Source organism: Bifidobacterium colobi, assembly GCF_018555455.1.
GTDB classification, from domain to species: Bacteria; Actinomycetota; Actinomycetes; order Actinomycetales; family Bifidobacteriaceae; genus Bifidobacterium; species Bifidobacterium colobi.
This window is the reverse complement of record NZ_JAFEJU010000006.1, coordinates 1-24,874: the sequence shown is the minus strand read 5'-3', so window position 1 is coordinate 24,874 and position 24,874 is coordinate 1. Positions and strand designations below refer to the sequence as shown.

The 24,874-nt window shown below is 58.4% G+C and carries 35 protein-coding genes; 4 read left to right on the top strand and 31 right to left on the bottom strand.

The genetic code is table 11. The features are described 5' to 3' along the window. Positions 1-72 precede the first annotated feature (72 nt). The 27 genes from rpsK to rpsJ all read right to left on the bottom strand — a co-directional run bounded on the left by rpsK (position 73) and on the right by rpsJ (position 13,348). Positions 73-471 (bottom strand): 30S ribosomal protein S11, encoded by a 399-nt coding sequence (gene rpsK, locus JS530_RS08640; RefSeq protein WP_003829907.1) that lies wholly within the window; start codon positions 469-471, stop codon positions 73-75. A gap of 86 nt (positions 472-557) precedes the next feature. Continuing rightward, positions 558-935: a 30S ribosomal protein S13 gene (gene rpsM / locus JS530_RS08635; protein WP_014484255.1), complete on the bottom strand. Its 378-nt coding sequence runs from the start codon at positions 933-935 to the stop codon at positions 558-560. Positions 936-1,082: 147 nt separating this feature from the next. Continuing rightward, positions 1,083-1,196 (bottom strand): 50S ribosomal protein L36, encoded by a 114-nt coding sequence (gene rpmJ, locus JS530_RS08630; RefSeq protein WP_003814578.1) that lies wholly within the window; start codon positions 1,194-1,196, stop codon positions 1,083-1,085. Between the two features lie 21 nt (positions 1,197-1,217). Next, complete coding sequence (gene infA, locus JS530_RS08625; protein ID WP_003808114.1) at positions 1,218-1,436, bottom strand: translation initiation factor IF-1; 219 nt, start codon at positions 1,434-1,436, stop codon at positions 1,218-1,220. A 189-nt stretch (positions 1,437-1,625) separates the two neighbouring features. Then, on the bottom strand, positions 1,626-2,186 hold the full coding sequence (locus tag JS530_RS08620) for an adenylate kinase (protein ID WP_214376766.1): 561 nt from the start codon (positions 2,184-2,186) through the stop codon (positions 1,626-1,628). Between the two features lie 55 nt (positions 2,187-2,241). Beyond that, on the bottom strand, positions 2,242-3,582 hold the full coding sequence (gene secY, locus JS530_RS08615; RefSeq protein ID WP_214376765.1) for a preprotein translocase subunit SecY: 1,341 nt from the start codon (positions 3,580-3,582) through the stop codon (positions 2,242-2,244). 205 nt (positions 3,583-3,787) lie between these two features. Continuing rightward, positions 3,788-4,240 (bottom strand): 50S ribosomal protein L15, encoded by a 453-nt coding sequence (gene rplO / locus JS530_RS08610; protein ID WP_214376764.1) that lies wholly within the window; start codon positions 4,238-4,240, stop codon positions 3,788-3,790. 2 nt (positions 4,241-4,242) lie between these two features. Beyond that, a complete protein-coding gene (gene rpmD, locus JS530_RS08605) occupies positions 4,243-4,428 on the bottom strand; it encodes a 50S ribosomal protein L30 (protein WP_033890761.1) in 186 nt (61 codons plus the stop codon). 5 nt (positions 4,429-4,433) lie between these two features. Further along, positions 4,434-5,162 (bottom strand): 30S ribosomal protein S5, encoded by a 729-nt coding sequence (gene rpsE, locus JS530_RS08600; RefSeq protein WP_034534734.1) that lies wholly within the window; start codon positions 5,160-5,162, stop codon positions 4,434-4,436. Next, on the bottom strand, positions 5,159-5,530 hold the full coding sequence (rplR, locus tag JS530_RS08595) for a 50S ribosomal protein L18 (RefSeq protein ID WP_033890505.1): 372 nt from the start codon (positions 5,528-5,530) through the stop codon (positions 5,159-5,161). The genes rpsE and rplR overlap by 4 nt, the downstream gene beginning before the upstream one ends. A 1-nt stretch (position 5,531) precedes the next feature. Then, a complete protein-coding gene (gene rplF / locus JS530_RS08590) occupies positions 5,532-6,071 on the bottom strand; it encodes a 50S ribosomal protein L6 (RefSeq protein WP_214376763.1) in 540 nt (179 codons plus the stop codon). A 17-nt stretch (positions 6,072-6,088) separates the two neighbouring features. After that, on the bottom strand, positions 6,089-6,487 hold the full coding sequence (rpsH, locus tag JS530_RS08585) for a 30S ribosomal protein S8 (RefSeq protein ID WP_100493749.1): 399 nt from the start codon (positions 6,485-6,487) through the stop codon (positions 6,089-6,091). A gap of 88 nt (positions 6,488-6,575) precedes the next feature. Further along, a complete protein-coding gene (locus JS530_RS08580; RefSeq protein WP_003814530.1) occupies positions 6,576-6,761 on the bottom strand; it encodes a type Z 30S ribosomal protein S14 in 186 nt (61 codons plus the stop codon). A 1-nt stretch (position 6,762) separates the two neighbouring features. After that, entirely contained in the window at positions 6,763-7,335 is a 573-nt protein-coding gene (rplE, locus tag JS530_RS08575; RefSeq protein WP_214376762.1) for a 50S ribosomal protein L5, read from the bottom strand. Continuing rightward, the gene (rplX, locus tag JS530_RS08570) at positions 7,332-7,667 is read right to left on the bottom strand and encodes a 50S ribosomal protein L24 (RefSeq protein ID WP_214376761.1); all 336 of its coding nucleotides are present in this window, start codon (positions 7,665-7,667) and stop codon (positions 7,332-7,334) included. Before rplX ends, rplE begins: the two co-directional genes overlap by 4 nt. A 1-nt stretch (position 7,668) precedes the next feature. After that, positions 7,669-8,037, bottom strand: a complete 369-nt coding sequence (rplN, locus tag JS530_RS08565; protein ID WP_214376760.1) for a 50S ribosomal protein L14 — start codon at positions 8,035-8,037, stop codon at positions 7,669-7,671. Positions 8,038-8,131: 94 nt separating this feature from the next. After that, the gene (rpsQ, locus tag JS530_RS08560; protein ID WP_214376759.1) at positions 8,132-8,392 is read right to left on the bottom strand and encodes a 30S ribosomal protein S17; all 261 of its coding nucleotides are present in this window, start codon (positions 8,390-8,392) and stop codon (positions 8,132-8,134) included. A gap of 2 nt (positions 8,393-8,394) precedes the next feature. After that, on the bottom strand, positions 8,395-8,646 hold the full coding sequence (rpmC, locus tag JS530_RS08555; RefSeq protein WP_214376758.1) for a 50S ribosomal protein L29: 252 nt from the start codon (positions 8,644-8,646) through the stop codon (positions 8,395-8,397). Then, positions 8,646-9,065, bottom strand: a complete 420-nt coding sequence (gene rplP / locus JS530_RS08550; RefSeq protein WP_214376757.1) for a 50S ribosomal protein L16 — start codon at positions 9,063-9,065, stop codon at positions 8,646-8,648. Before rplP ends, rpmC begins: the two co-directional genes overlap by 1 nt. Before the next feature lie 6 nt (positions 9,066-9,071). Continuing rightward, complete coding sequence (rpsC, locus tag JS530_RS08545) at positions 9,072-9,872, bottom strand: 30S ribosomal protein S3 (RefSeq protein ID WP_152208940.1); 801 nt, start codon at positions 9,870-9,872, stop codon at positions 9,072-9,074. A gap of 2 nt (positions 9,873-9,874) precedes the next feature. Further along, on the bottom strand, positions 9,875-10,234 hold the full coding sequence (gene rplV, locus JS530_RS08540) for a 50S ribosomal protein L22 (protein WP_214376756.1): 360 nt from the start codon (positions 10,232-10,234) through the stop codon (positions 9,875-9,877). A 17-nt stretch (positions 10,235-10,251) separates the two neighbouring features. Then, a complete protein-coding gene (rpsS, locus tag JS530_RS08535) occupies positions 10,252-10,530 on the bottom strand; it encodes a 30S ribosomal protein S19 (protein ID WP_003814508.1) in 279 nt (92 codons plus the stop codon). Positions 10,531-10,545: 15 nt separating this feature from the next. Further along, complete coding sequence (gene rplB, locus JS530_RS08530; RefSeq protein WP_214376755.1) at positions 10,546-11,376, bottom strand: 50S ribosomal protein L2; 831 nt, start codon at positions 11,374-11,376, stop codon at positions 10,546-10,548. 36 nt (positions 11,377-11,412) lie between these two features. After that, a complete protein-coding gene (gene rplW, locus JS530_RS08525; protein ID WP_100493464.1) occupies positions 11,413-11,709 on the bottom strand; it encodes a 50S ribosomal protein L23 in 297 nt (98 codons plus the stop codon). Between the two features lie 5 nt (positions 11,710-11,714). Next, positions 11,715-12,374, bottom strand: a complete 660-nt coding sequence (rplD, locus tag JS530_RS08520) for a 50S ribosomal protein L4 (RefSeq protein WP_214376754.1) — start codon at positions 12,372-12,374, stop codon at positions 11,715-11,717. A 6-nt stretch (positions 12,375-12,380) separates the two neighbouring features. Continuing rightward, positions 12,381-13,022 (bottom strand): 50S ribosomal protein L3, encoded by a 642-nt coding sequence (rplC, locus tag JS530_RS08515; protein WP_214376753.1) that lies wholly within the window; start codon positions 13,020-13,022, stop codon positions 12,381-12,383. A gap of 17 nt (positions 13,023-13,039) precedes the next feature. After that, the gene (rpsJ, locus tag JS530_RS08510; RefSeq protein WP_003808013.1) at positions 13,040-13,348 is read right to left on the bottom strand and encodes a 30S ribosomal protein S10; all 309 of its coding nucleotides are present in this window, start codon (positions 13,346-13,348) and stop codon (positions 13,040-13,042) included. A gap of 380 nt (positions 13,349-13,728) precedes the next feature. Here rpsJ and budA point away from each other — a divergent pair, with 380 nt between their 5' ends. Both budA and JS530_RS08500 read left to right on the top strand, forming a co-directional pair. Next, the gene (budA, locus tag JS530_RS08505) at positions 13,729-14,496 is read left to right on the top strand and encodes an acetolactate decarboxylase (RefSeq protein ID WP_214376752.1); all 768 of its coding nucleotides are present in this window, start codon (positions 13,729-13,731) and stop codon (positions 14,494-14,496) included. A gap of 12 nt (positions 14,497-14,508) precedes the next feature. Then, on the top strand, positions 14,509-15,426 hold the full coding sequence (locus JS530_RS08500) for a YwiC-like family protein (protein ID WP_240541165.1): 918 nt from the start codon (positions 14,509-14,511) through the stop codon (positions 15,424-15,426). Positions 15,427-15,625: 199 nt separating this feature from the next. Here the strand turns inward: JS530_RS08500 and adhE are convergent, their stop codons facing one another. Next, positions 15,626-18,355 (bottom strand): bifunctional acetaldehyde-CoA/alcohol dehydrogenase, encoded by a 2,730-nt coding sequence (adhE, locus tag JS530_RS08495; protein ID WP_214376751.1) that lies wholly within the window; start codon positions 18,353-18,355, stop codon positions 15,626-15,628. 462 nt (positions 18,356-18,817) lie between these two features. On the opposite strand from adhE, the gene JS530_RS08490 reads away from it, so the two are divergent. Beyond that, a complete protein-coding gene (locus JS530_RS08490) occupies positions 18,818-19,960 on the top strand; it encodes an ROK family protein (RefSeq protein ID WP_214376750.1) in 1,143 nt (380 codons plus the stop codon). A 24-nt stretch (positions 19,961-19,984) separates the two neighbouring features. Here the strand turns inward: JS530_RS08490 and JS530_RS08485 are convergent, their stop codons facing one another. Beyond that, complete coding sequence (locus tag JS530_RS08485) at positions 19,985-20,386, bottom strand: VOC family protein (protein WP_214376749.1); 402 nt, start codon at positions 20,384-20,386, stop codon at positions 19,985-19,987. A gap of 180 nt (positions 20,387-20,566) precedes the next feature. Here JS530_RS08485 and glgX point away from each other — a divergent pair, with 180 nt between their 5' ends. Next, positions 20,567-23,269 carry a glycogen debranching protein GlgX gene (gene glgX, locus JS530_RS08480; protein WP_214376748.1) on the top strand — a complete coding sequence of 901 codons (2,703 nt, stop codon included), beginning with the start codon at positions 20,567-20,569 and terminating at the stop codon, positions 23,267-23,269. Between the two features lie 150 nt (positions 23,270-23,419). Here the strand turns inward: glgX and rpsI are convergent, their stop codons facing one another. Together rpsI and rplM are read right to left on the bottom strand one after the other, a co-directional pair. Then, entirely contained in the window at positions 23,420-23,911 is a 492-nt protein-coding gene (gene rpsI / locus JS530_RS08475) for a 30S ribosomal protein S9 (RefSeq protein WP_214376747.1), read from the bottom strand. 22 nt (positions 23,912-23,933) lie between these two features. Next, a complete protein-coding gene (gene rplM, locus JS530_RS08470) occupies positions 23,934-24,383 on the bottom strand; it encodes a 50S ribosomal protein L13 (RefSeq protein ID WP_033890532.1) in 450 nt (149 codons plus the stop codon). Between the last annotated feature and the right edge of the window lie 491 nt (positions 24,384-24,874).

Sequence of the window (24,874 nt, the reverse complement as noted above, 5' to 3'; positions counted from 1 at the left end):
TCCTTTCAGCTTGAACTCGGTGGTGCACTCACCGGTTAAGCGGTTTTGGATTGATTTGGTATTGCTGAGTGCTCAGACGCGACGACGCTTCGGGGGACGAACGCCGTTGTGGGCTTGCGGGGTGACGTCGGTGATGGAACCAACTTCGAGGCCCGCGGACTGCAGGGAACGGATAGCGGTTTCACGACCGGAACCCGGGCCCTTGACGAACACGTCGACCTTCTTGACACCGTGTTCCATGGCCTTACGAGCAGCGGACTCGGCAGCCATACCAGCAGCGTACGGCGTGGACTTACGGGAGCCCTTGAAACCGACATCGCCACCGGAGGCCCAGGACACCACAGCGCCGGACGGATCGGTGATAGAAATGATCGTGTTGTTAAAAGTGGACTTGATGTGAGCCTGGCCGACCGGGACCGACTTGCGATCGCGACGACGAGGCTTACGAGCGGCTTGCTTTGGAGCTGCCATTGACCCTCGTTTCCTAGTAACGAACTTTGTTGTTGGTGTTCGAGCGATGGGATGAAAATCATCCCGTGGCTCGAATCATGCCACGCTTACTTGGTGGCCTTCTTCTTTCCGGCGACCGTGCGCTTCGGGCCCTTACGGGTGCGAGCGTTGGTCTTGGTGCGCTGACCGCGCACAGGAAGTCCCTTACGGTGACGCTGGCCTTGGTAGCAGTTGATCTGAATCTTGCGACGAATATCCGCATCGATTTCACGACGCAGATCACCCTCGATCTTGTAGTTGGCTTCGAGGTAGTCACGCAGCGTGATCAGCTGCTCGTCGGTAAGATCCTTGACGCGGATGTCCGGGTTGATACCGGTCGCGGCAAGCGTTTCCTTGGCACGAGTGCGACCCACACCGAAAATGTAGGTGAGGGCGATCTCGATGCGCTTCTCATTGGGGATGTCGACTCCGGCAAGACGTGCCATTGCGATTCCTTCTTGTTTCCGTAGGTCTTGCACCCGCTCGCCCGGTTATCCGGCACGGGCCTACGTACCCGTGGTTCAGTGTCGTTCCCTTGCGGGAAGCACTGTGAGTGAGTGCCTTATTGACTTGTGCCGCTGGAGAATCTGCTCTCAGCCCTGGCGCTGCTTGTGGCGAGGGTTGGTGCAGATCACCATGACGCGGCCGTGACGACGAATCACGCGGCAGTTTTCGCAGATTCGCTTCACACTAGGGCTGACCTTCATGGTTATCCTTTACTTGTACCTTTACTTATAGCGGTACGTAATACGTCCGCGGTTGAGATCATAGGGGCTCATCTCAAGCACCACGCGGTCCTGAGGCAGGATCCGAATGTAGTTCTTACGCATCTTGCCGGAGATGGTGGCGAGCACGATGTGCTTGTTTTCGAGCTCAACGCGGAACATCGCGTTCGGCAGTGCCTCCACTACCTGACCTTCGACTTCAATCACACCGTCTTTTGCCATATGCCTCTAGTTTCCTATCGTTGGACGAATTACTACGGGTGCATACGAAGACACACCAAATGTCAAATATATACAGGGGCATATACAGCGGTACCCTTATGCAACACACGGCGTGTCGCATAAGGGTACGGAACAAATCTGTGGTAATCGCCTGTTCAGTATCACCTGTTCGGACGATTACTCAACCACTCACTTGAGGTCGTCAATGATGCGCTGGCTGATCTCGCTGATCTCGCCAACGCCGTTCTCGAGCACCAGCAGACCACGGGACTTGTAAATGTCCAGCAGCGGAGCGGTTTCCTTCTCGTAGGTTTCCAGACGCTTGGCGATGGCCTCCGGGGTGTCATCGGCACGGCCCTGCTCAGCGGCGCGCTTCTTCATACGCTCCAGCAGAACCTCGCGGTCGGCTTCCAGCGCCACAACATGGTCGAGCGGGGTGCCCAGCTCTTCGAGCATGGTGTCCAGTGCTTCAACCTGAGCGGCGTTGCGCGGATAACCGTCGAGGATCCAGCCGTCCTTGCAATCTTCCTTAGCCAGACGGTCCTTGACGATCTTGTTGGTCAGGGAGTCAGGCACCAGCTCACCCTTGTCGGTGTAGCTCATGGCTTCAAGACCCAGCTCGGTCTTGTTCTTGATGTTGTAGCGGAAGATGTCTCCGGTGGAGATGGTCGGAATGCCGAAGTGCTCAGCGAGCAGGGCAGCCTGAGTGCCCTTGCCGACGCCTTGAGGGCCCATGATGAGCAGACGCATGGTTCTGTCCTTTCTAACAAACATAGCTCCCCACTGATATGGGGAGCTATAACAATTACTTGCCTTCCTTGTGGTCCACGTTCTCCAGCAGGAAGCCGGTGTACTGGAACTGTTCGGTCTGAGCCTTTGCCTGACGCAGGGTGTCGAGGCCGACGCCTGCGATAATCAGGATCGTGGTGCCACCGAACGGCAGCTGTGCGTTGAGGCCAAGCGCCATGATCAGCACGGTCGGGATCAGGGCCACGAACAGCAGGTAAACAGCGCCCACGGTGTTGAGGCGGTTCATCACGTAGGTCAGGTAGCGGCTGGTGGCGTTACCGGCGCGGATACCGGGGATGAAGCCACCGTACTGCTTCATGTTGTCTGCCGTCTCATCCGGGTTGAAGGTGATGGACGTGTAGAAGAAGCAGAAGAACACAATCATCAGTGCGTACAGGGCGATGTACCACACGGATGTGGTGTTGGCCAGATTGCTGTTGATCCACTTGACCCAAGACTGGTCGGACTTACCGAACTGAGCAATCAGGGTCGGGATGGCCAGAATGGAGGATGCGAAGATCGGCGGGATAACGCCGGACATGTTGATCTTCAGCGGCAGATAGGTGGAGGAGCCACCATACATCTTGCGGCCAATCATGCGGCGAGTGTACTGCACCGGCACGCGGCGCTGGCACAGTTCCACGAAGTCGACGAAGATCAGGATGACCACGAGCACGGAAACCACGATGGCGAACTTACCCCAGTCGCCGTCGGTACCGTTGGTGCCGTAGCCAATCTCCCACAGCTGCGGCAGGAAGCCGGAGCAGATGGACATGAAGATCAAGATGGACATACCCTGACCGATGCCCTTGTCGGTCACCAATTCGGCCATCCACATGATGAAGCCGGTGCCGCCGGTCATGATGAGCACCATGACCACAAGGCTCCAGACGGAGCCATCCGGAATAACCTGATCGCACTGGTAGCTGAACAGGGCGCCGGAACGAGCGGTCACCAGGATGGTGGTGGACTGCAGCACAGCCAAACCGATGGTGAGGTATCGGGTGTACTGGGTGAGCTTCGCCTCACCGGACTGGCCTTCCTTGTGCAAGGCCTCGAAGCGAGGAATCACCACGCGCAGCAGCTGCACCACAATGGATGCAGTGATGTATGGCATCACGCCCAGAGCGAAGATGGACAGCTGCAGCATGGCGCCGCCAGAGAACAGGTTCACCAGTCCGATGAAGTTCTCCTGAGTGGAGCTGCCGATCTTGGCCATGCATTCGTTCACCACGTTGTAGTCAATGCCAGGGGTTGGAATGAACGAACCGATACGGTAAATGATGATGATGAACAGGACGAAGAGAATCTTCTTCCTGAGTTCCTTGGTCTTCAGGGCCTGGATTAGTGTCCTCACCTGGGTTGCCTCCCTATAGCGCGACCGAACGCGCGCGAAAAATCACAAACTATCGAACGAGCATAGTCTAACGTGCCTACTTAAGACACCCTTATCTCAAGATAATCGCACAATACTAATCATTGATATGAATAAACCCCCGTACACCAGTCGGTGTCGGGGGTTTATTCGAATGAGCTTGAGTCAGCTCTCACGCAAAGACTTATCAGTCTTCGGAGATGGAGCCACCGGCAGCTTCAATCTTGGACTTAGCGGAAGCCGAAACCTTCACACCCTTGAGGTTGAAAGCAACGGTGGTCTCGCCATCGCCCAGAACCTTGACCGGGGCGTTGCCGCGAACGGCGCCCTTGGCCACCAGGTCGGCTGCGGTCACGTCGCCACCCTCGGGGAAGATCTCCACGAGCTTGGCGATGTTGATGACCTGAGCCTCAACCTTGAACGGGTTCTTGAAGCCACGGAGCTTCGGCAGGCGCATGTACAGCGGCAGCTGGCCACCTTCGAAGCCAGGACGCACGTGATTGCGCTTGGTCTGGCCCTTGGCGCCACGACCGGCGGTCTTGCCCTTGGAGCCTTCACCGCGGCCCACGCGGGTGCGGTCCTTGTTGGCGCCCGGAGCAGGCTTCAGGTCGTGCATCTGCAGGATTTCGTTATCTGCCATAATCAGTCAACCTCCTCAACGGTGACCAGGTGACGCACGGCGTTCACCAGACCACGGTTGGCCGGGGTGTCCGGGCGGACAACGGTCTTGCCGATCTTGTTCAGACCGAGGGTCTTGGCGGTAGCACGCTGAGCCGGGGTACGGTTCACGAGGCCGTGGTGCAGGGTAATCTTCAGGTTCTTAGCCATGATAATCACTCACCGTCCTTCTCTTCGGCAGCCTTGGCAGCGGCCTCTTCGCGAGCCTTGCGAGCCTCGGCAATGCCTTCGGCGCGGGCGCGCAGCAGGGCGTCAGGAGCGACTTCATTGAGGGACAGGCCACGGCGAGCGGCGATCTCCTCCGGCTCCTCAAGCTGCTTGAGGGCGTCCACAGTAGCGCGAACAACGTTCACGGCGGTGGCGGAGCCCATGGACTTGGACAGCACGTCGGTGATGCCGGCGCATTCCATGACGGCGCGCACGGAGCCACCGGCGATTACGCCGGTACCCGGGGCAGCCGGACGCAGCAGAACGGTGCCTGCAGCATCGTGGCCCTGAACCGGGTGGGTGATGGTGCCGCGGACGCGAGGCACGGAGAACATGTGCTTCTTGGCGTCCAGCTGGCCCTTGGCGATGGCGGCCGGGACCTCACGGGACTTGCCGTAGCCAACGCCCACGGTGCCGTTACCATCGCCAACCACCACGAGGGCGGCAAAGCTGAAGGTACGACCACCCTTGTGGGTCTTGGACACACGGTTGATGGTCACCACGCGATCGAGCAGTTCGTCGCCGCGGTTTTCTTCACGACGGTTACGACGCTCGCCACGACGGCCTTCACCGCGCTGGCCACGACGACCCTTGCGGTCCTCGTTGTTGGATTCGGTCGCCACAGTGTTCTGAGTTTCTTCAGCCACTTGGGTTTCCTTTGCTTCGTTGTCGCTCACAGTGCAAGACCTCCCTCGCGGGCGCCTTCAGCCACAGCTGCGACGCGACCGGTGTACTTGTTGCCACCGCGGTCGAAGACGACCTCGGTGATGCCGGCGGCCTTAGCCTTGTCAGCGATCAGCTCGCCGACCTTCTTGGCAGCCTCAACCTTGGTGCCCTGGAAGCCGGCGAAGTCGGCCTGCAGGGTGGAGGCGGACACCAGGGTAATGCCCTTGGTATCGTCCACCACCTGGGCAACCATGTGGCGGTTGGAGCGGGTGACCACCAGGCGCGGACGCTCGGCGGTACCGGAGATGCGCTTGCGGATACGTGCGTGACGGCGCTTGAGGGCGACCTTCTTGCCCTTTCCGAGAATTGCAACGCTCATATCACTTACCAGCCTTTCCAGCCTTGCGCAGGATGTGCTCGTCGGAGTACTTGACACCCTTACCCTTGTAAGGTTCCGGAGCGCGCAGCTTGCGGATGTTGGCGGCAACCTGACCCACGGTCTGCTTGTCGGTGCCCTCGACCACGACGTGAGTCGGATCGGTGACCTTCAGCGTGATGCCAGCAGGCGGGTTGACGGTGATGGTGTGGGAGTAGCCGAGGAAGAACTCGATGCCCTGGCCCTTGGCGACGGCGCGGTAACCGGTGCCGACGATCTCAAGAGTCTTGGAGTAGCCATCGTGCACGCCCTTGACCATGCCGGCCATGATGGAACGAGCCAGACCGTGCTTTGCACGGGTCGGACGCAGGTCATCAGCCGGGGTGACGATAATCTCGTTGCCTTCAACGGCAGCGGAGATGCCTTCCGGAATCACGTAGGAATCGGAACCCTTAGCACCCTTGGCCGAGAAGTTCTGACCCTCGATCTTGACTTCAACGCCAGCAGGAATGGCGATGGGGAGCTTACCAATATGCGATGCCATGTTTCAGCTCTCCTTTCTCACCACACGAAGGCGACAATCTCGCCGCCAATGCCTCGGTCGAGGCATTCCTTCTGAGTCAGCAGTCCCGAGGAAGTCGAGATGATGGCGATACCCAGGCCACCGAGCGGCATCGGCAGGGAGTCGGACTTCGCGTAACGACGAAGGCCCGGCTTGGAGATGCGCTTGATGCCCTGAATGGAACGCTCACCGTTCGGACCGTACTTGAGGGTGACCTCAAGAGTCTGGCCGACCTTGGCTTCCTTAGCGGTGAAGTCCTGGATGTAGCCTTCACGCTTCAGGATCTCGGCGATATTCGCCTTGAACTTCGAGTACGGCATATCCACGGTTTCGTGCTTAGCCGCGCTCGCGTTACGCAGACGCGTCAGCATGTCTGCGATCGGATCTGTCATTGTCATTTTGGGCTTCATGCCCTTTCTCGCCGTGGTTTCCGCCGCTGTTCCGCCCTGATGGGCGGAACGGGCCGCGGACCTTCAGCGTCGATGTTTACCAACTGGACTTCGTAACTCCGGGCAGCTCGCCGCGGTGGGCCTTCTCACGAAGGCAGATGCGGCACAGGCCGAACTTGCGGTAGACGGAGTGGGGACGACCGCAGACCTGGCAGCGCGTGTAAGCGCGGACCTTGAACTTCGGCTTGCCGGCCGCCTTGTTCTTAAGAGCGGTTTTTGCCATATCAGTTCTCCTTGAAGGGGAAGCCGAGCTGCTTCAGCAGGGCGTAGGCTTCCTTGTCGTCCTTGGTGGAGGTCACCACGGTGATGTCCATACCGCGCACATGATCGATCGAATCCGGATCGATCTCGTGGAACATGGACTGCTCGGTGAGACCAAAGTTGTAGTTGCCCTGGCCATCGAACTGGTGGCCGTTGATGCCGCGGAAGTCGCGGATACGAGGCAGAGCCAGGGTCAGCAGACGATCCAGGAACTCCCACATACGGTCGCCGCGCAGGGTGACGTATGCGCCGATGGCCTGGCCTTCGCGCAGGTGGAACTGTGCGACGGACTTCTTGGCCTTGGTGATCTTCGGCTTCTGGCCGGTGATCAGGGTGAGGTCCTTGACGGCGCCTTCGATGAGCTTGGAGTCGCGAGCAGCGGCACCCACACCCATGGAGACGACGACCTTCTGGACGCGAGCGACCTGCATCGGGTTGGAGTACTTGAACTCCTTCTCGAGCTCAGGGATGATCTGCTCGTTGTACTTGACCTTCAAGCGCGGGGTGGCCGGCGCTTCGATAGTGGTATCGGTCATGCCAGCTCCTTTCCGGACTTCTTGGCAACGCGCACACGCACGGTCTTGACCTTGCCGTCACGCGCTTCTTCCTTGATGGTGACACCCACGCGGGTAGGCTTCTTGGTTTCCGGGTCGATGACCATCACGTTGGAGCGATGGATCGGAGCCTCGGTAGCCACGATGCCGGCCTGCTGGCCCTGCTGGGTGGCACGCACGTGCTTCTTGACGATCTGAACGCCTTCGACAATCAGGCGGTCGTTGGACAGCACCTGCTTGACGGTGCCTTCCTTACCACGGTCCTTGCCGCGGATGACCTTGACCAGATCGCCGCTCTTGATCTTGGCTACCATGTCAGATCACCTCCGGGGCGAGGGACACGATCTTCATGAACTTGTGCTCACGCAGTTCACGACCAACCGGTCCGAAGATACGAGTGCCCTTCGGTTCGCGGCCGGAGCCGAGAATGACGGCGGCGTTCTCGTCGAACTTGATGTAGGAACCGTCTGCACGACGAGATTCCTTGACAGTACGGACGACGACAGCCTTCACCACATCGCCCTTCTTGACCGACCCGCCAGGGATGGCGTCCTTGACGGAGGCGACGATCACGTCGCCGATGCCGGCATAGCGTCGCTTCGATCCGCCGAGCACTCGGATGGCGAGGATTTCCTTCGCACCCGTGTTGTCGGCGACATGAAGCCGCGTTTCCTGCTGAATCATTGATTCTCCTTAGCCGAGCTGGTTCTCCCCATTTACCGGGGCACCTAGGTTTCCCGAGGTGCCCCGGTAAATGGCGAGCCTTGCCGAACTTTACTTACTTGGCGCGCTCGATAATGCTTTCGAGACGCCAGCGCTTGGTCTTGCTCAGAGGCCGAGTCTCCATAATACTCACGAGGTCGCCAATGTGGGCTTCGTTGTGTTCATCATGGGCCTTGACCTTGCTGGTGGAACGAACGACCTTGCCGTACAGCGGGTGGGTCGAACGCTGCTCGAGCTCGACGGTAATCGTCTTGTCCATCTTGTCGGACACGACGTAGCCGCGGCGAACCTTACGGAAGTTACGCTCTTCAGCCATAATCACTTCTCCTTGGATTCGGTAGCGGCCGGCTCCTGGCTGATGCCAAGCTCACGCTCACGAAGCACAGTGTACATGCGAGCAATGTCACGCTTGACAGCCTTGAGACGGGCGGTGTTGTCGAGCTGACCGGTCGCGTGCTGGAAGCGCAGGTTGAACAGCTCTTCCTTGGACTTCTTGAGGAAGCCTTCGATTTCCGCGTTGGTCTTCTCGTTCAGATTCTTGATGGAGTATTCAGCGGTACCGTTTGCCATCAGATGTCACCACCTTCACGTGCGATAATGCGGCACTTCATCGGGAGCTTGTCGATAGCGCGACGCAGAGCTTCCTTGGCGACGTCCTCAGACACGCCACCGATCTCGAACATCACGCGACCAGGGCGAATGTTGGCGATCCAGAACTCCGGAGCACCCTTACCGGAACCCATTCGAGCACCGAGAGCGTGCTTGGTCAGCGGACGATCCGGGAAGATCGTGATCCACACGCGGCCACCACGCTTGATGTAGCGGGTCATGGCGATACGTGCGGCTTCGATCTGGCGGTTGGTCACGTAAGCCGGGGCAAGAGCCTGGATACCGAAATCACCGAAGTTGATCTCGTTGCCGCCCTTGGACATGCCAGAACGCACGGGGCGGTGCTGCTTGCGGTACTTAGTCCTCTTGGGGATAAGCATTCTTGCTCACTCCTTCGTTTCTGCTGCAGGAGCGGCCTCGGCTGCAGGAGCCTCAGCCTTGGCTGCGGACTGCTGCTGGGCGGCAGAACGGTTGCCACGGCGCGGACGGCGATCGCCGCGACGGCCCGGGCGGTTGTTCTGCTGAGCCTGCTGCTCTTCGAACTCGGATTCGGTCATGTCGCCCTTGTAGATCCACACCTTGACGCCGATGCGGCCGTAGGTGGTACGAGCTTCAAAGAAGCCGTAATCGATGAGGGCGCGGAGGGTCTGCAGCGGAACGCGGCCCTCGCGGTAGAACTCAGAACGGCTCATTTCGGCGCCACCGAGGCGGCCGGAGAGCTTGATACGGATACCCTTGGCACCTGCGTGCATGGCATCCTGCTGAGCCTTGCGCATAGCGCGGCGGAAGGTGACGCGGTTGGTCAGCTGCTCTGCGATGCCCTGAGCGACGAGCTGGGCATCCAGCGCGGCGTTCTTGACTTCGAAGATGTTGAGCTGGACCTGCTTGCCAGTCAGCTTCTCGAGCTTGGCACGAACCTTCTCGGCCTCAGCGCCACGACGGCCAATCACGATGCCCGGACGGGCGGTGTGAATGTCCACGCGGACGCGGTCGCGAGTGCGCTCGATCACGATCTTGCTCACGCCAGCGCGCTCGAGGTCCTTGTTCATCTCCTTGCGGATCTGATCATCTTCCAGGACGAAGTCGCGGTAGCGCTCGCCGGCCTTGTTGGAGTCGGAGAACCACTTGGAGCGGTGGTTCTCAGTGATGCCCAGACGGTAGCCAAACGGATTGATCTTCTGACCCATCTTTAGCGGGCTCCTTCCTTGTTAGCCACGACGACCGTGATGTGGGAGGTGCGCTTGTTGATACGAGCAGCGCGGCCCTGTGCACGAGCGCGGAAGCGCTTGAGGGTCACACCTTCATCAACGTAGGTCTCCTTGATGACCAGGTCGTTCTCGCGGAACGGCTCGCCGGCCTTGTCGGCCAGAACGCGAGCGTTGGCGATGGCGCTCTCCAGGGTCTTGCGAACCGGCAGGGCTGCAGACTGGGGGGCGAACTTCAAAATGGTGATGGCTTCGGTCGCCTTCTTGCCGCGGATGAGGTCGACCATGCGGCGAGCCTTGCGCGGCGTCACGCGGACGTGACGAGCGATTGCTTTAGCTTCCATGTTCTATTCCTTATCCTTTAGCGGCGGGCCTTCTTGTCGTCCTTCACGTGACCCTTGAAGGTCTTCGTGGGGGCGAACTCACCCAGCTTGTGACCAACCATGGCTTCGGTGACGAACACCGGGACATGCTTGCGACCATCGTGAACGGCGAAGGTGTGTCCGATGAAATCAGGGGTGATCATCGAACGACGAGACCAAGTCTTAATGACGTTCTTGGTGCCCTTCTCGTTCTGCTCGTCGACTTTCTTCTGCAAGTGGGCGTCGACGAAGGGGCCCTTCTTGATGCTACGAGTCATCTTCTCGATACTCCCTTACTTGCGGTTCTTGCCAGACGGACGACGACGAACAATCATCTTGTTCGAAGCCTTCTTCGGACGACGAGTACGAACCTCGCCCTTGCCCCACGGGGAAACCGGCGGCTTGCCACCGCGGGTACGACCGCCGTGCGGGTGGTCGACCGGGTTCATGGACTCACCACGGGTGATCGGACGGTGGCCGATCCAGCGGGCGCGGCCAGCCTTGCCGAGCTGGATGTTGGCGTGATCCTCATTGCCGACCTCGCCGACGGTTGCGCGGCAGCGAGCATCGACGTTGCGGATTTCGCCGGACGGCATACGCAGCTGAGCGTAAGCGCCATCCTTAGCAACGAGCTGGACGGAGGTACCAGCGGAACGAGCGATCTTGGCGCCGCCCAGCGGCTTCAGCTCGATGGCGTGGACCACGGTACCGGTCGGGATGTTGGCCAGCGGCAGGTTGTTGCCCGGCTTGATATCAGCCTGAGCACCGGTCTCGATGACGTCGCCCTGCTTGATGCCCTTCGGTGCGATGATGTAACGCTTCTCGCCATCTGCGAAGTGCAGGAGGGCGATACGAGCGGAACGGTTCGGATCGTATTCGATCTCAGCAACCTTGGCGGGCACGCCGTCCTTGTCCCAACGCTTGAAGTCGATGAGACGGTACTGGCGCTTGTGACCGCCGCCGCGATGGCGGGAGGTGATACGGCCGTAAGAGTTACGACCGCCGGTCTTGGACTTCTTGCGAACCAGCGACTTCTCAGGCGTGGAGCGCGTCAGATCGGAGAAATCCGAGACGGACGCGTTGCGGCGGCCTGCAGTCGTCGGCTTGTAAACGCGGATAGCCATAATATAGTTCTTCCTTTAACTTTTCTCGGCTAGCCTTCAGTTGCCAAAGATGTCGATCGTCTGGCCCTCGGCAACGGTCACGATAGCGCGCTTCTGGGAAGCACGCTGGCCGAAACCAGTGCGGGTGCGCTGCTTCTTACCAGCGCGGTTGAGGGTGTTGACGTTCGTCACCTTGACCTTGAAGATCTCTTCAATTGCCTGCTTGATCTGAACCTTGTTCGCATCCTTGGCCACCACGAAGGTGTACTGGCCACGGTCGGAAGCGGCGTAGCTCTTCTCGGAGACGACGGGCTTCAGGATCACGTCGTGTGCGGGCTTGTGAATAGCGACCATCTAAATCAGGCCTCCTTCGGCTCGGTCTTGGCAGCCACGAAAGCCTCGAAAGCTTCCTTGGTGAAGACCACGTACTGAGCGGTAACCACATCGTACGTGTTGAGCTGATCGACGAAAATCGGGTGAACGGTCGGGATGTTACGCACGGAGAGCCACTCGTTGACGTTGTCGCGAGTGAAGACGACCGTGGTGAACTTGTCCGAAGTGACCGGGGTCAGAGCGGCGAGAGCGGCCTTGGTGGACGGGGTATCGGTGATACCGAAGTCCACAACGGCAACGCGGCCGGCGTTGGCACGGTCAGAAAGCACGTAGCGCAGAGCGGCGGCCTTCATCTTCTTCGGGGTGCGCTGAGAGTAGTCGCGCGGCTGCGGACCGAACACGGTGCCGCCGTGGTACCACTGCGGGGCGCGGATGGAGCCCTGGCGAGCACGACCGGTGCCCTTCTGCTTCCAAGGCTTCTTGCCGCCGCCGGAAACCATGCCACGAGTCTTGGTGGCGTGGGTGCCTTGACGAGCAGCAGCGAGCTGAGCGATAACGACCTGGTGAATCAGCGGGACGTGGGCCTGCACGTCTTCAGCGGAAACGCCGAAGATCTCAGCAGGAGCCTCAACGGTGCCTGCAGCCTGGCCCTTGGCGTCGGTGACGTTCAGAGTAACGTTTGCCATGGTTTATCAGGCTCCCTTCACAGCCGAACGAACGAGAACGATGCCGTTCTTCGGGCCCGGAATGGCGCCCTTGATGGCGAGGATGCCGTTCTCGACATCAGCGGAAACGATGGTCAGGTTCTGGGTGGTGGCGGTCACATGACCCATGCGGCCAGCCATACGCTTGCCCTTGAGAATACGGCTCGGGGTAGCGCATGCACCCACGGAACCGGGACGGCGCTCGTTCTTGTGAGAGCCGTGGGAACGGCGGTAGGACTTGAAGCCCCAACGCTTGATGGTGCCGGCGAAGCCCTTACCCTTGGTGGTGCCGGTAACATCGACTTCAGCACCCTCAGCGAACACTTCGGCGGTCAGCTCCTGGCCGGCCTCGAACTGATCGGCATCGTCGGTACGCACCTCAACGAGGTGACGACGAGGGGTGACACCAGCCTTGGCGAAGTGGCCGGCGAGCGGCTTGGTCACCTTGGTCGGGTCGATGGCGCCGTAGCCGAGCTGGACAGCCTTGTAGCCGTCGGTTTCCTCGGTCTTCACGGCGGTCACCACGTTGGTGGACACGTCGACGAGAGTAACGGGCACGAAGAAGCCGTTCTCATCCCACACCTGGGACATGCCGATCTTCTTGCCCAGCAGAGCCTTGCGATTAGACATAATGCTTCCTCCTCCCTTTACAGCTTGATCTCGATGTTGACGTCTGCAGGCAGATCGATGTGCATCAGAGAATCCACGGCCTTGGGGGTCGGGTCTACGATGTCAATGAGGCGCTTGTGAGTGCGCATCTCGAAGTGCTCGCGAGAATCCTTGTACTTGTGAGGAGAACGAATAACAACAAAAACGTTCTTCTCAGTCGGCAGCGGAACGGGGCCAACCACAGTTGCGCCCGCGTTCGTCACCGTTTCGACGATTTTCTTCGCCGATTGGTCGATGACCTCGTGGTCATAGGACTTAAGCCTGATGCGGATTTTCTGTCCCGCCATTGCCGTCCGCCCTTTCTAGCGATATTCGTTGTACTGTTTACCAACCTGCTTCTTGAGGGCACCGGCACGCATGGCCTCCCTTGGACATACGTCCTCTGGCGGTCATCCGACATCAGTGCGCGGTTTCTGGACTTCACCCTGCGGTGGTTCCCAGCCCGCGCTCGCTATTTTTAATTCCAATTTGCGAGCCCAAATCAGGCAACTTGTTTATTGAACCATTGAGGCGGGACTAAATCCCATATCCTTCATTTCGGCGTGTTGCCTCATCGATCGGCCTCATTGCCGACATACATCAGCCTGCGCAGAACGTGACGGAAGTCACCTACCGTTTTATATACCGGCAATTGTGAGCATAGCGCCGCTGCATTAGGGTAAGCAGCGTGACACAATCACTGGCCAAGAACATTCATCCAATCACCGAGCACGGTGCCAACGTGCTCTATCAGCACGGCACACTGGCGTTGCTGGTCCCGGGCCTGCTGGAAGGCACCACCACCATCGGCGAACTGCTCAAGCATGGCGATACCGGCATCGGCACCGGAGAGGGGCTGGACGGCGAACTCATCATCCTCAATGGCGTGGCCTATAAGGTCGGGCAGTCAGGTGTCGCCGAACAGGTTCCGGATGATTTCACCATGCCATTCGCCAATTCTCACCGGGCTGCTTTCCAATATCAGTGCGAACGCAACGACATCGGTCTCGAAGAGCTGAACGATCGCATTGTGGAGGCCAACGGCAGAGCCAACACGTTCTTCTCAGTGAAAGTGCACGGCACCTTCAGCTTCATGAAAACCCGGGCCGTCATCAAACAGCAGGCCCCTTACCCCACGTTGCTGGAAGTGGCCGATCGACAGGCCATTTTTCTGCGCCACGACGTAACCGGCACCATGCTCGGCTACTTCTCCCCCGTGATGTTCCACGGTGCCGCAGTGGCAGGATTCCATGAACACTTCCTCTCCGATGACCATACCTTCGGCGGCCATGTGCTTGATGCGGTACTCGGACACGGCGAGATATACAGCCAGGTATTCGATACGTTGGTCACCCATCTGCCGGTGGATGACCCCGGATATCGCAACCATGACTTCAGTCAAGACAATATCGCTGAGGCAATCACCAGTGCCGAGGGTGATACGCGCACGGATTGATACCTTATATATATGAGCGAGCATTCTTCCCCGCACAGTCAGCAACCGCAACCGCAACCGAACGGTATGCGGCGCAACGTTGCGCGCGATCCTCAGCCCCGGCGCAACGTTGCGCGCGATCCTCAGCCCCGGCGCACCACTGCACGCGATTGGATTCCTGATCAGCCCGGCGCTTGGGTTATGGCATTGGCGCCTGCGCTCGCCGGTGCGGTCTGTGGCTCGGTATGGTCGGCCGCCAAACCTGATGCCGCTGTGAATGCTGCCGGATGGTGGGTGCTCTTGTGTTGGGCGCTGTGCTATTGCGTGGAATTCACTGCCGCACGTTGGCTGAAGTCCCATGGCGCTTCACGTTTTCTGCCGCCAGTGGTCGGCTATACGACCGCTCTTGTCTGTGCTGGCATACCATTCTTGATTATGCACATCGATGTGCTGATATGGGCTCCGTTATATATGGTGTTGGCGGCGGCTGCATTCGCCGGTGCATGGTTCCGACGCGAACGCTCGCTGTGGGCTAATGCCGCTGCGGTGATTGCGGCCAGTGTGATGGCGATGATTACGTTTCATTATGCTGCGAACTCCCCTGATATTCCGCAGGTTTCGCTCCCAGGCTTGGTGTTGGTGCTCTGCTTTGCCGCAACTCAGTTCGGTTCGGTGCTGTTTGTCAAGACGATGATTCGGGAACGCGGTAAGCACTCCTATGTTGCCGCATCATGGATTTGGCATATCGCTCTGTTGGCTTGGTGGATTGCAGCCGCAGGCCACAGCTGGTATCTGGTGATATTGGGTGTGATCCTGTTCTCCCGTGCTGTGGCTTTGCCGCTGATTGCTCGGCGCCATACGATAAAGCCCGTAATCGTAGGCATTACGGAATGCTGTACCAGCGTAATGGCTTTCGGCTGCATTATCGCCAATGCACTGGCATATCTATAGCTCCTAAGACAGGAACTCTCCACGGTGTGGCAACACAAAACCTACATATTCGCGTAATTCCGCCATTTCACGTCACCACACCATGCAGGTTTTGCCACACCATGGGAAAATACCGGGAAAACACCACACCATGGAAAAAGCCCGTCCTGATGGACGGGCTTTTCTTATAACCGATAGGCGGTCAGTGCGCTCTTATGACTCAGACGCGCTCGGAGGCTTCCTCCGTGGCGGCTTCGCCTTCGCGCTCCACGCGAATCTGGTGGCCTTCGGCTTGAGAGACACCGTAGTATGCCGCGATGGCGATGTCCTTCATGTCGTTGATCAGCGGGATGCGCGGGTTGGCCGGGGTGCACTGGTCCTCGTAGGCGCGCATACCGATCTGGTCGAGCACGCTCCAGAAGTAGTCCTCATCCACGCCGCAATCCTTGAAGCTCTTGTTCATGCCGAGCTTGTTGTCGCGGTAGTCCTCGACTGCCTTGGCCAGGTTCTCCACGGCTTCTGCCGGGGTCTTGCCGGTGTCGATACCAAGATTGCGGGCGATGTCCTGGTAACGCTCCGGGGCGATGTACTTGTTGTACTTCGGCCAGGAGGTGGGCTCCTCCGGAATCTGGCCGTTGTAGCGAATCACGTACGGCAGCAGGATGGAGTTGGTGCGACCGTGGGCGATGTGGCACAGTGCACCGATGGTGTGGGCCATGCCGTGGCACATGCCGAGGAACGCGGAGCCGAATGCCATGCCGGCCATGGTGGCGGCGTTGTGCATCTTCTCCTGGGCGTTGGTCTTGGCGAGACCCGGCTCACCGTTGACGGACTCAGCCAAGTTGTCCCAGATGAGCTTGGCCGCGTGCAGCGCCATACCGTCGGTGAAGTCGTTGGCGTACACGGACACGTAGGCCTCGAAGCTGTGGGTCAAGGCATCGAAGCCGGCGTCGGAAGCAAGCTTCCTCGGCTGGGTGCGGGCCAGCACCGGGTCGACGATGGCCACGGACGGGGTCAGGGCGTAGTCGGTGATCGGGTACTTGTAGCCGGTCTTGTGATCGGTGATCACTGCGAACGGGGTGACTTCGGAGCCGGTACCGGAAGAGGTCGGGATGCACACGAGCTTGGCCTTCTTGCCCAGCGGCGGAATCTTGAAGGCGCGCTTGCGGATATCGAAGAACTTCTCGCGCACATCGGAGAAGGCGATTTCCGGGTGCTCGTAGAGCAGCCACATGATCTTGGAGGCATCCATTGGGGAACCGCCACCGACCGCGATGATGGTGTCCGGCTCGAACTCCTCGCGCATCATCTCGGCGCCCTTTTCGACGGTCTCGACGGACGGCTCCGGCTCGACGTAGTCGATGATGCGGAAGGTCACACGGTTGGAGCGTGCGCGCAGCTGGTCGATGATCTTGTCGACGATACCAAGCTGTTCCATGACCTTATCGCACACGATCACGGCCTTTTCGATGCCGTACATGTCGCGCAGGTACTTGATGGCGTTCGGCTCGAAGTAGGTCTTCGGCGGGATCTTGAACCACTGCATGTTGTTGTTCCTCCGAGCAATACGCTTGATGTTGACGAGATTCACGGCCTGAACGTTGCCGGAAACCGAGTTGCCGCCGTAGGAGCCGCAGCCCAGGGTCAGGGACGGGGCAATGGCGTTGTAGATATCGCCGATGCCGCCGAGGGAGGAAGGCTGGTTCCAGATGATGCGGCAGGCGTGCATACGGACGCCGTATTCGCGCACGAGCTCCTGGTTGTTGGTGTGGATGGCGGCGGTGTGTCCGGCACCGAGTTTCAGCATCTGCTCGCACATCTCGAAGGCCTGCTCCTTGTTGTCGGCCTTCAGAACGGCCTGCACCGGAGCGAGCTTCTCGTGGGTCAGCGGCTCATTGTCGGAGACTTCCTTACACTCGGCAGCCAGAATGGTGGCGTCAGCCGGGATTTCGAAGCCTGCGGCCTTGGCGATGAACTGCGGGGACTTGCCCGGCACCACGGAGTTGAGCTTCGGGGTCTGTCCGGAGCCAGCGGTGCAGCCGAACATGTACTGTTCGAGCTTGGCCTTCTCTTCGGCGTTGACGAAGTAAGCCTTACGCAGCTTCAATTCCTTGATGAGCGGAGCGTAGACGTCCTTGTGGGCGATGATGGCCTGCTCGGTGGCGCAGATCATGCCGTAATCGAAGTGCTTGGAGAGCACCAGATCGTTGGCGGCACGCACGATGTCCACATCGGAATCAACGTACGCCGGAGCGTTGCCGGCGCCCACGCCGAGGGCGGGCTTGCCGGAGGAGTATGCGGCCTTAACCATGCCCGGACCGCCGGTGGCAAGAATCGTGGCCACGCCCGGGTGCTTCATCAGGGCGCCGGTGGCTTCGATGGACGGGTGCTCGATCCACTGGATGCAGTTCTCAGGAGCGCCGGCTGCAATAGCGGCGTCACGCACGATCTTGGCGGCCTCGACGGAGCACTTCTGTGCACCCGGGTGGAAGCCGAAGATGATCGGGCAACGGGTCTTCAACGCAATCAGAGACTTGAAGATGGCGGTGGAAGTCGGGTTGGTGACCGGGGTGACACCGGCGACCACACCGACCGGCTCAGCCACTTCATCGATGCCCATGACGTCGTCTTCACGAATGATGCCGACGGTCTTCTGGCCGGCGAGGTAGTTGGTCACATGCTCGCAAGCGAAGATGTTCTTGGTGGCCTTATCTTCCACGAGACCGCGGCCGGTCTCGTCCACAGCCATCTTGGCCAGCACGAGGTGCTTGTTCAGTGCGGCGATGGACGCCTTGGCAACGATGCGGTCGACCTGCTTCTGATCCAAATCCTCAAAGGCGACCAATGCCTTCTGCGCCTTTTCAACCAGCGCGTTGACCTCAGCTTCTGCTGCAGCCAGTTTCTCTTCCGGGGTCGGCTTCGTAGCTTCGACCTTCTTTGCTTCTGCCAATTTAGGTCCTCCTCGATCTCGCTTGGGGTGTTGGCAAAGTGCTTGGTATTCGTGTTTTTTGCATTGTCACAGTCACTGTGACCTGAGTCACAATATACCGAACGGGTTTATGGTCTGCATGCGCACAAAATCAACGGCGTTTCATGTTTGCTTTTGCTCGCTTTTTGTTTGTTTCTGTTATTTTTAACCCAAAAACAAGGCCATCTATCCTTTTTTTGAATGATTTTGTGCGGTTTTTATCAAAAATAACAACAGTCAACCAGTGCCGCAGTCAAAACTTTATTAAATTCGTTTTCTAAAAGTATGACTTGGTTGCATATTTCCATAAAACGTGTTTTACTAAGTGCCAATACGCTCAGGTTTCCGGCGATTGCGCGCATGAATCACGCTTATGCACACAGCAAACCATGCACAGACTCGGCTATCGCTAACTTACCTGACAACAGCCCAATGGAGGACATCATGAAGGCACTGCCACCAGCACAAGTCAAAGCACACAATCGCAGTGCCATCGCCCACTATCTCTACACTAACCAGCACGCCACCAAACAGGATCTTGAACGCGACTTGCAGCTCAGCATTCCAACCATCACGCAGAACCTGCGCGCATTGGAAGCGGACCATATTATCGCCAAAGGCACCTTCGAAGACTCCACCGGCGGACGCAAAGCGCAACGTTATAACTTCAATCCCAACCATTGCATTGCCATCGGCGTAGGCATGTACGACAATCATGTGCAGTTGCGCGCGGTAAACCTGTTCGGCGCGGTTATCGCACGCAGCACCACCCCATTGCCATACCGCAATACCAACGTGTACTACCAACGTATCGGCGGCATCATCGACAATTTCGCAGCCGATATCGAGCGCAAATTCGGCCATGTCCTAGGAGCGGCGTTCACCATACGAGGCATCATCGCACCTGATGGATCATCGGTCACATTCGGCCCGGTTATGGGCAACACTGGGCTTACTTTGAGCACGTTGAGCCAATCCGTGCACCATCCATGCCTGATGATTCATGATTCAGATGCTGCGGCCATGGCCGAACTCTGGTTCGATCCAACCGTTGAGGATGCCTTATGCCTGTATTTGGATCGTCGCCCCGGCGGCTCACTGATCATCGACGGCAAACTGCATCAAGGAGCCAACCAATGCAATGGCGCCATCGAACACATGGTGCTGGTGCCTGATGGCCGCCCCTGTTATTGCGGGCAGCGCGGGTGCATGGACGCCTATTGCTCACTGGAAACACTTCCTGAGGATTACGAAAGCATCCCCGGCTTCTTCAGCGTGCTCGAGCAGGGCGAACGGCATCATCGCGAGCGTATGAGCCAATGGCTTGATTATGTGGCGCAAGCCATTGTGAACGCGCGTTCCATTGTGGCCGGCGACGTAATCATTGGCGGTGAAGCCGCTGATCTGCTGTCCGATAGTGAAATCGACGAACTTCGCGAGCGCGTCATACAACGCAGCTCATTCGGCACCGAGCATTTCATCGTGAGGAAAAGCCACTGCGCCGAGGATCAGGAAATCATCGGCGCAGCATTACGGTATTGTCAGCAGTATCTTGACGAGCTATTCTCCAGCTATTTCGCTGTCTGAACGTGGGTTGTCTGCCGAGTGCACTTACTGCACAATCTGACAGAATTCAATGGTCTCGCCATTGGGACCAAACACATTGAAGTAGCGGATACCATGCTCCCAGAATGTGGGGATCGATTGGATTTCGGTTTCCCTGCATGTGAGCCCCAGTTCCTGTGCGTTCGCCCAGGCCGCTTCGATATCCGGCGTATCGAATGCCCAATGATTGATTGCGCCGGCTATGCCCGGAGCAGGGTCACCCTCCCATGTCTCGATTGTCAGATGCCCGTATTTGAGGAATGCGCAACGGTTCTCCCCGTTGGGAAATACACCCAACAGTTCGAATCCGAGTACTTTCGTGTAGAACTCGATGGTCTCGTCCAAATGCTCGGTCGGCATACCGGAATGCTGAAAATCAGTGGTGAATGCGGTCATCGGCCTGGCCATAAACGTTCTCCTTTGAACAAACAACAGGGTCAGCACCAAGAATACCGGCAGCGTAAGCATCACCATGCCACGGCGATCCACATACGAGCGCCCATGCGGACAGTCGACTGTCAGTGTACTGCGATAGCTCGCATAATGGCCTTCCAGCCACAAGCACATACCCGCGCCTACAATGGGTGTATGAGAAATCCACCGTTGCATCGTTATGCCACTCGCCCAGGTTTATATTTCACCGATGACGGTGGAGCGGACGTCGTGGTTCGCTCGGAAACCGCCGAACAGGTCTGGCTGTGTGTGCTTGAGCCTATCGATAAGCCCAGCGCGTTCTTCCAAGACGCGATTCGCCTGTTCTCCGATCCAAATACCTCGTTTATTCAACAGATTCATGAATTCCCCGTGTGCACGCGCATTCTTGAGCATCTGTATCTGCGCGAGACTATTTTCCGCATGACCGGCCCGAATTACGGCTTGTGGTATGTACATCTGCCTAAAGCGTGGGACGGCATGCAGTACGGCTACCGTGTGGACGGCGCATGGGATCCGAAGCATGGCGTGCGGTTCAATCCGTACAAGTTCCTGCTCGACCCGTATGGCAAGGGCGTTGAGGGCTCCATGGATTTGGATCCGGCTGCTTTCTCCTATGAGTGCACCGTTAAGGATCGCAAAGTCATCGGTTCGGCATATGGAGCCATGAGCACCATTGATTCTTTGGGTCATGTGCCGGTGTCGGTGGCCATCGACGACCGCGACGTGCATAAGCACGAGGGTGATCCGGATCATCCGCATGTGCCGTGGCGCAAAACCGTGATCTACGAGATGCATGTCAAAGGCTTTACCGCCAACGCACCATGGCTTCCCGAGGAACTGCGCGGCACCTACGCGGGACTTGCGCATCCCATCACATTGGCTTACTTGCAGAACCTTGGTGTCACTTCCATCGAGCTGCTGCCTATCCAGGCCAAACAGGATGAGCTGTTCCTGCAGGAGCACGGCCGCAAGAATTACTGGGGCTACTCCACGTTAAGCTACTTCTCCCCCGAACCCTCCTATGCCACCAAGGCCGCACAGGAGAAAGGCGCCACCGCCGTACGCCAAGAGGTCATCAATATGGTGCGCGCCCTCCACGAGGCCGGCTTCGAAGTGATTATGGATGTGGTGTACAACCACACCTGCGAAGGTGGCGTGGAAGGCCCGACCGTCTGCTGGCGTGGACTGGATGACATCGCCTACTACCGCCATCAGAAGTCCAATGCAGGCCGTTTGGAAGACACCACTGGCTGTGGCAATACGTTCGACTTCACGAACACCCATGTGGTGACGTTCGCCGTTGACTCGCTGCGATACTGGGCCAAGCGCATCGGTATCGACGGTTTCCGTTTCGATCTGGGTGTTACGCTTGCCCGTCTCAACGGTGAGTTCACGCAGCATCACCCATTCCTGTACGCACTGCGTTCCGATCTGCTGCTCGGCAACTTGAAGCTCATCATGGAGCCTTGGGATCTTGGCAATCTCGGCTGGCGCACCGGACAGTTCGGCATCCCATTCGCCGAATGGAACGATCGCTTCCGCGACACCGCCCGCACCTTCTGGCTGGAGGATGTGGATGGCAGCGCGGATTATGGCCGCACCAGCTTGCAGGAAATGGCCACGCGACTGTGTGGTTCCGCCGATCTGTACGCCACCGACCCCGGCCGCGGCGCCACGGCCTCCATCAACTTCGTGTCCTGCCATGATGGCTTCACGCTTACGGACTTGACACGCTACCGCACCAAGCACAACGAAGCCAACGGCGAGAACAACAACGACGGCTCTTCCGTAAACCATTCCGCCAACTTCGGTGTGGAGGGTGTGACCACGGAACCGGAGATCATTGCCTCGCGCGAACAGGCAGCCATGAACCTTACCGGCATGCTGCTGCTCTCGCTCGGCACACCGATGATGCTCGCCGGCGACGAGTTCCGCAACACACAAGACGGTAATAACAACGCTTACTGCCAAGACAATGATCTGACCTGGATGAACTGGGATTGGCTGTATTCACCGCAGAAGACGCGTGAAATGCGGCGTTTGGAAACGGTCTCGCATCTGGTTTCGCTGCGTAAATCCCTCGACCTGTACCATCATGAGGACTTCTTCACCAGGCTTACCCAGTTGGGGCTCTTGAAGCCCTCAAGCCGCGTGAAATGGTTCCTGCCGGACGGCTCCTCCCCTGTTGAGCGTGATTGGTTCGATCTTGGCATCCGCAGCTTCACCATGCGACTGCTGTCCAACACTGAGGTGGATGTGTGCATTGTAGTCAACGGCGTGGCTGAAAACCGCGACTTCCATCTGCCGAGCGATAGCACATGGATTCCTAAATGGTGTTCCGCCGAAGTCAATGGGCTTTGGCCCGGGCAAGGCGGCCATATTGTGGCTGATCAGGATTCGGAAGATATCAGTGTCTGGATGCAGCATGTGCAGAACGCCGACGCAACCGTGCGCCGTTTGGCTGAAGAGGCACGGGCTAAGGCGGCAGCTGCTGAGCAGTCTAGTGTGGATGCGTCTGCCGCTCAGGGCGAGTCGACTGCAACGCGCACCGTGCAGTCGCATACCACGCAGCTCAATACCGAGGAGTCCACAGCGACTGCCGAATTCCCTGTAGTGAAAAGTGCTGATGCTGCCGACGGCAATGATTCCACGGTCGATAAGGAGACCATGGAAGCCGAACAGCTCATGCGGGTGACTGAAACGCTGAATACCATCGGTCAATCCTCAGCGGAACGTGTCAACAATGACGGTTCTGTCACTGGTACCGACGCTTCGGAAGAAACTCCGGTTGCGAGCTCCAGTGTATGGACGATGCCTGCGCTGAGCATCACGCTGATGAAGCAGGTTCAGCGCTAGCAGCTCGGAACGCTTAAGCTACGCGGTGTGCCAGCGCCACCAGCACACCGCGGTCCGCAGTCCCGATATATACACAAATACATACAAAGAACCCCTCGCGGTAATCCACGAGGGGTTCTTTGTGCTCGGTAGAAACAGTTCGCAGCGAAATTAACGCTTGGAGAACTGCGGTGCGCGACGTGCCTTGTGCAGACCAGCCTTCTTGCGCTCCACGACACGGGAGTCGCGGGTCAGGAAGCCAGCCTTCTTCAGGGCGGCGCGGTTGGCGTCACGATCGATGGCGTTCAGAGCGCGGGCAACGCCGAGGCGGATAGCGCCGGCCTGGCCGGTGGTGCCGCCGCCGTCAACGAGGACGATAGCGTCGAACTTGCCTTCGAGCTTGAGCAGAACGATCGGGGAGTTGACCTCACGCTGCAGCAGCTTGGAGGGGAAGTACTCCTCCAGGGTGCGGCCGTTGATGGTCCACTTGCCGGTGCCCGGAACCAGACGGACACGGGCGACAGCTTCCTTACGACGACCGGTGCCGTAGCCCGGTTCGATAGCGGAAGTGCCGGTACCAGCGCCAGCGTTGGTCTCGGTGGTGTAGTTGGTGAGCTCCTCTTCGGTCTCGACAACCTGGGAGTCGTTGGTGTTTTCAGCCATGATATCTATCTCCTCTCAGGTTTCACTTGGCCTGCTGCGAGATCTGAGCGATCTCGAAGGTCTTCGGCTGCTGCGGGGTGTGCGGATGCTCGGCACCGCGGAAGACGCGGAGACGATCAAGCTGCACCTTGGCCAGACGGTTCTTCGGCAGCATGCCCTTGACAGCGGCCTTGATGATGCGCTCAGGGTTGTTCTCAAGCAGCTCGGCGTAGGAGTCACGACGCAGACCGCCGGGACGACCGGAGTGAGAATACAGTTCCTTGCCCATCTTGTTGCCGGTGAGAGCGATCTTGTCGGCGTTGATGACGATGACGTAATCGCCGAGATCAGCGTGCGGAGCGTAGGTCGGCTTGTTCTTGCCGCGCAGCAGGGTTGCAACCTGGGAGGCAAGACGGCCCAGCACCACGTCGGTGGCGTCGACGATGTACCAGTCGTGAGTCAGATCAGCTGGCTTCGGAGTGAAAGTTTTCACTGGAGTACCTTTTCTATATATTGTGTTCCGGGTCTCGGCTGCTTGGCGTGGTTTGGTTAGGACCGCATCCAAAAAGCGTTGAACCTCATTATCCGTGGGCTCCCTGAAAGTCCTCGATGGCGAGTGGGATAGCGCTTTGAAGGACCCCTTAGGGAAACACAACAATCCACTAGTATATCGCCACTGCTGACATTTCACACGCCGGTCGCGCATCCTTCCACCCCCATGCGGCCTACACCGTCACTCACAACCTTTGACTGACGGATTTATAACACCGACTGACGGATTTATAACAAAAAACGTTAGAAAACCGTCAGTCAACGTGGAAAAACCGTCAGTCAAAAAAATGCCGACGCTGTAATCAGGGGTTATAGGCCAAAATGTGTGTCTGTTTTGGCTTGTTTTCCTTTGTGGCAGTAAGTGTTTCTCATGTTTAAGTTGTGTTGGTGGGGAACTTGAGGTCGGCCATAATGTGTGTCTGGAATAGGTCG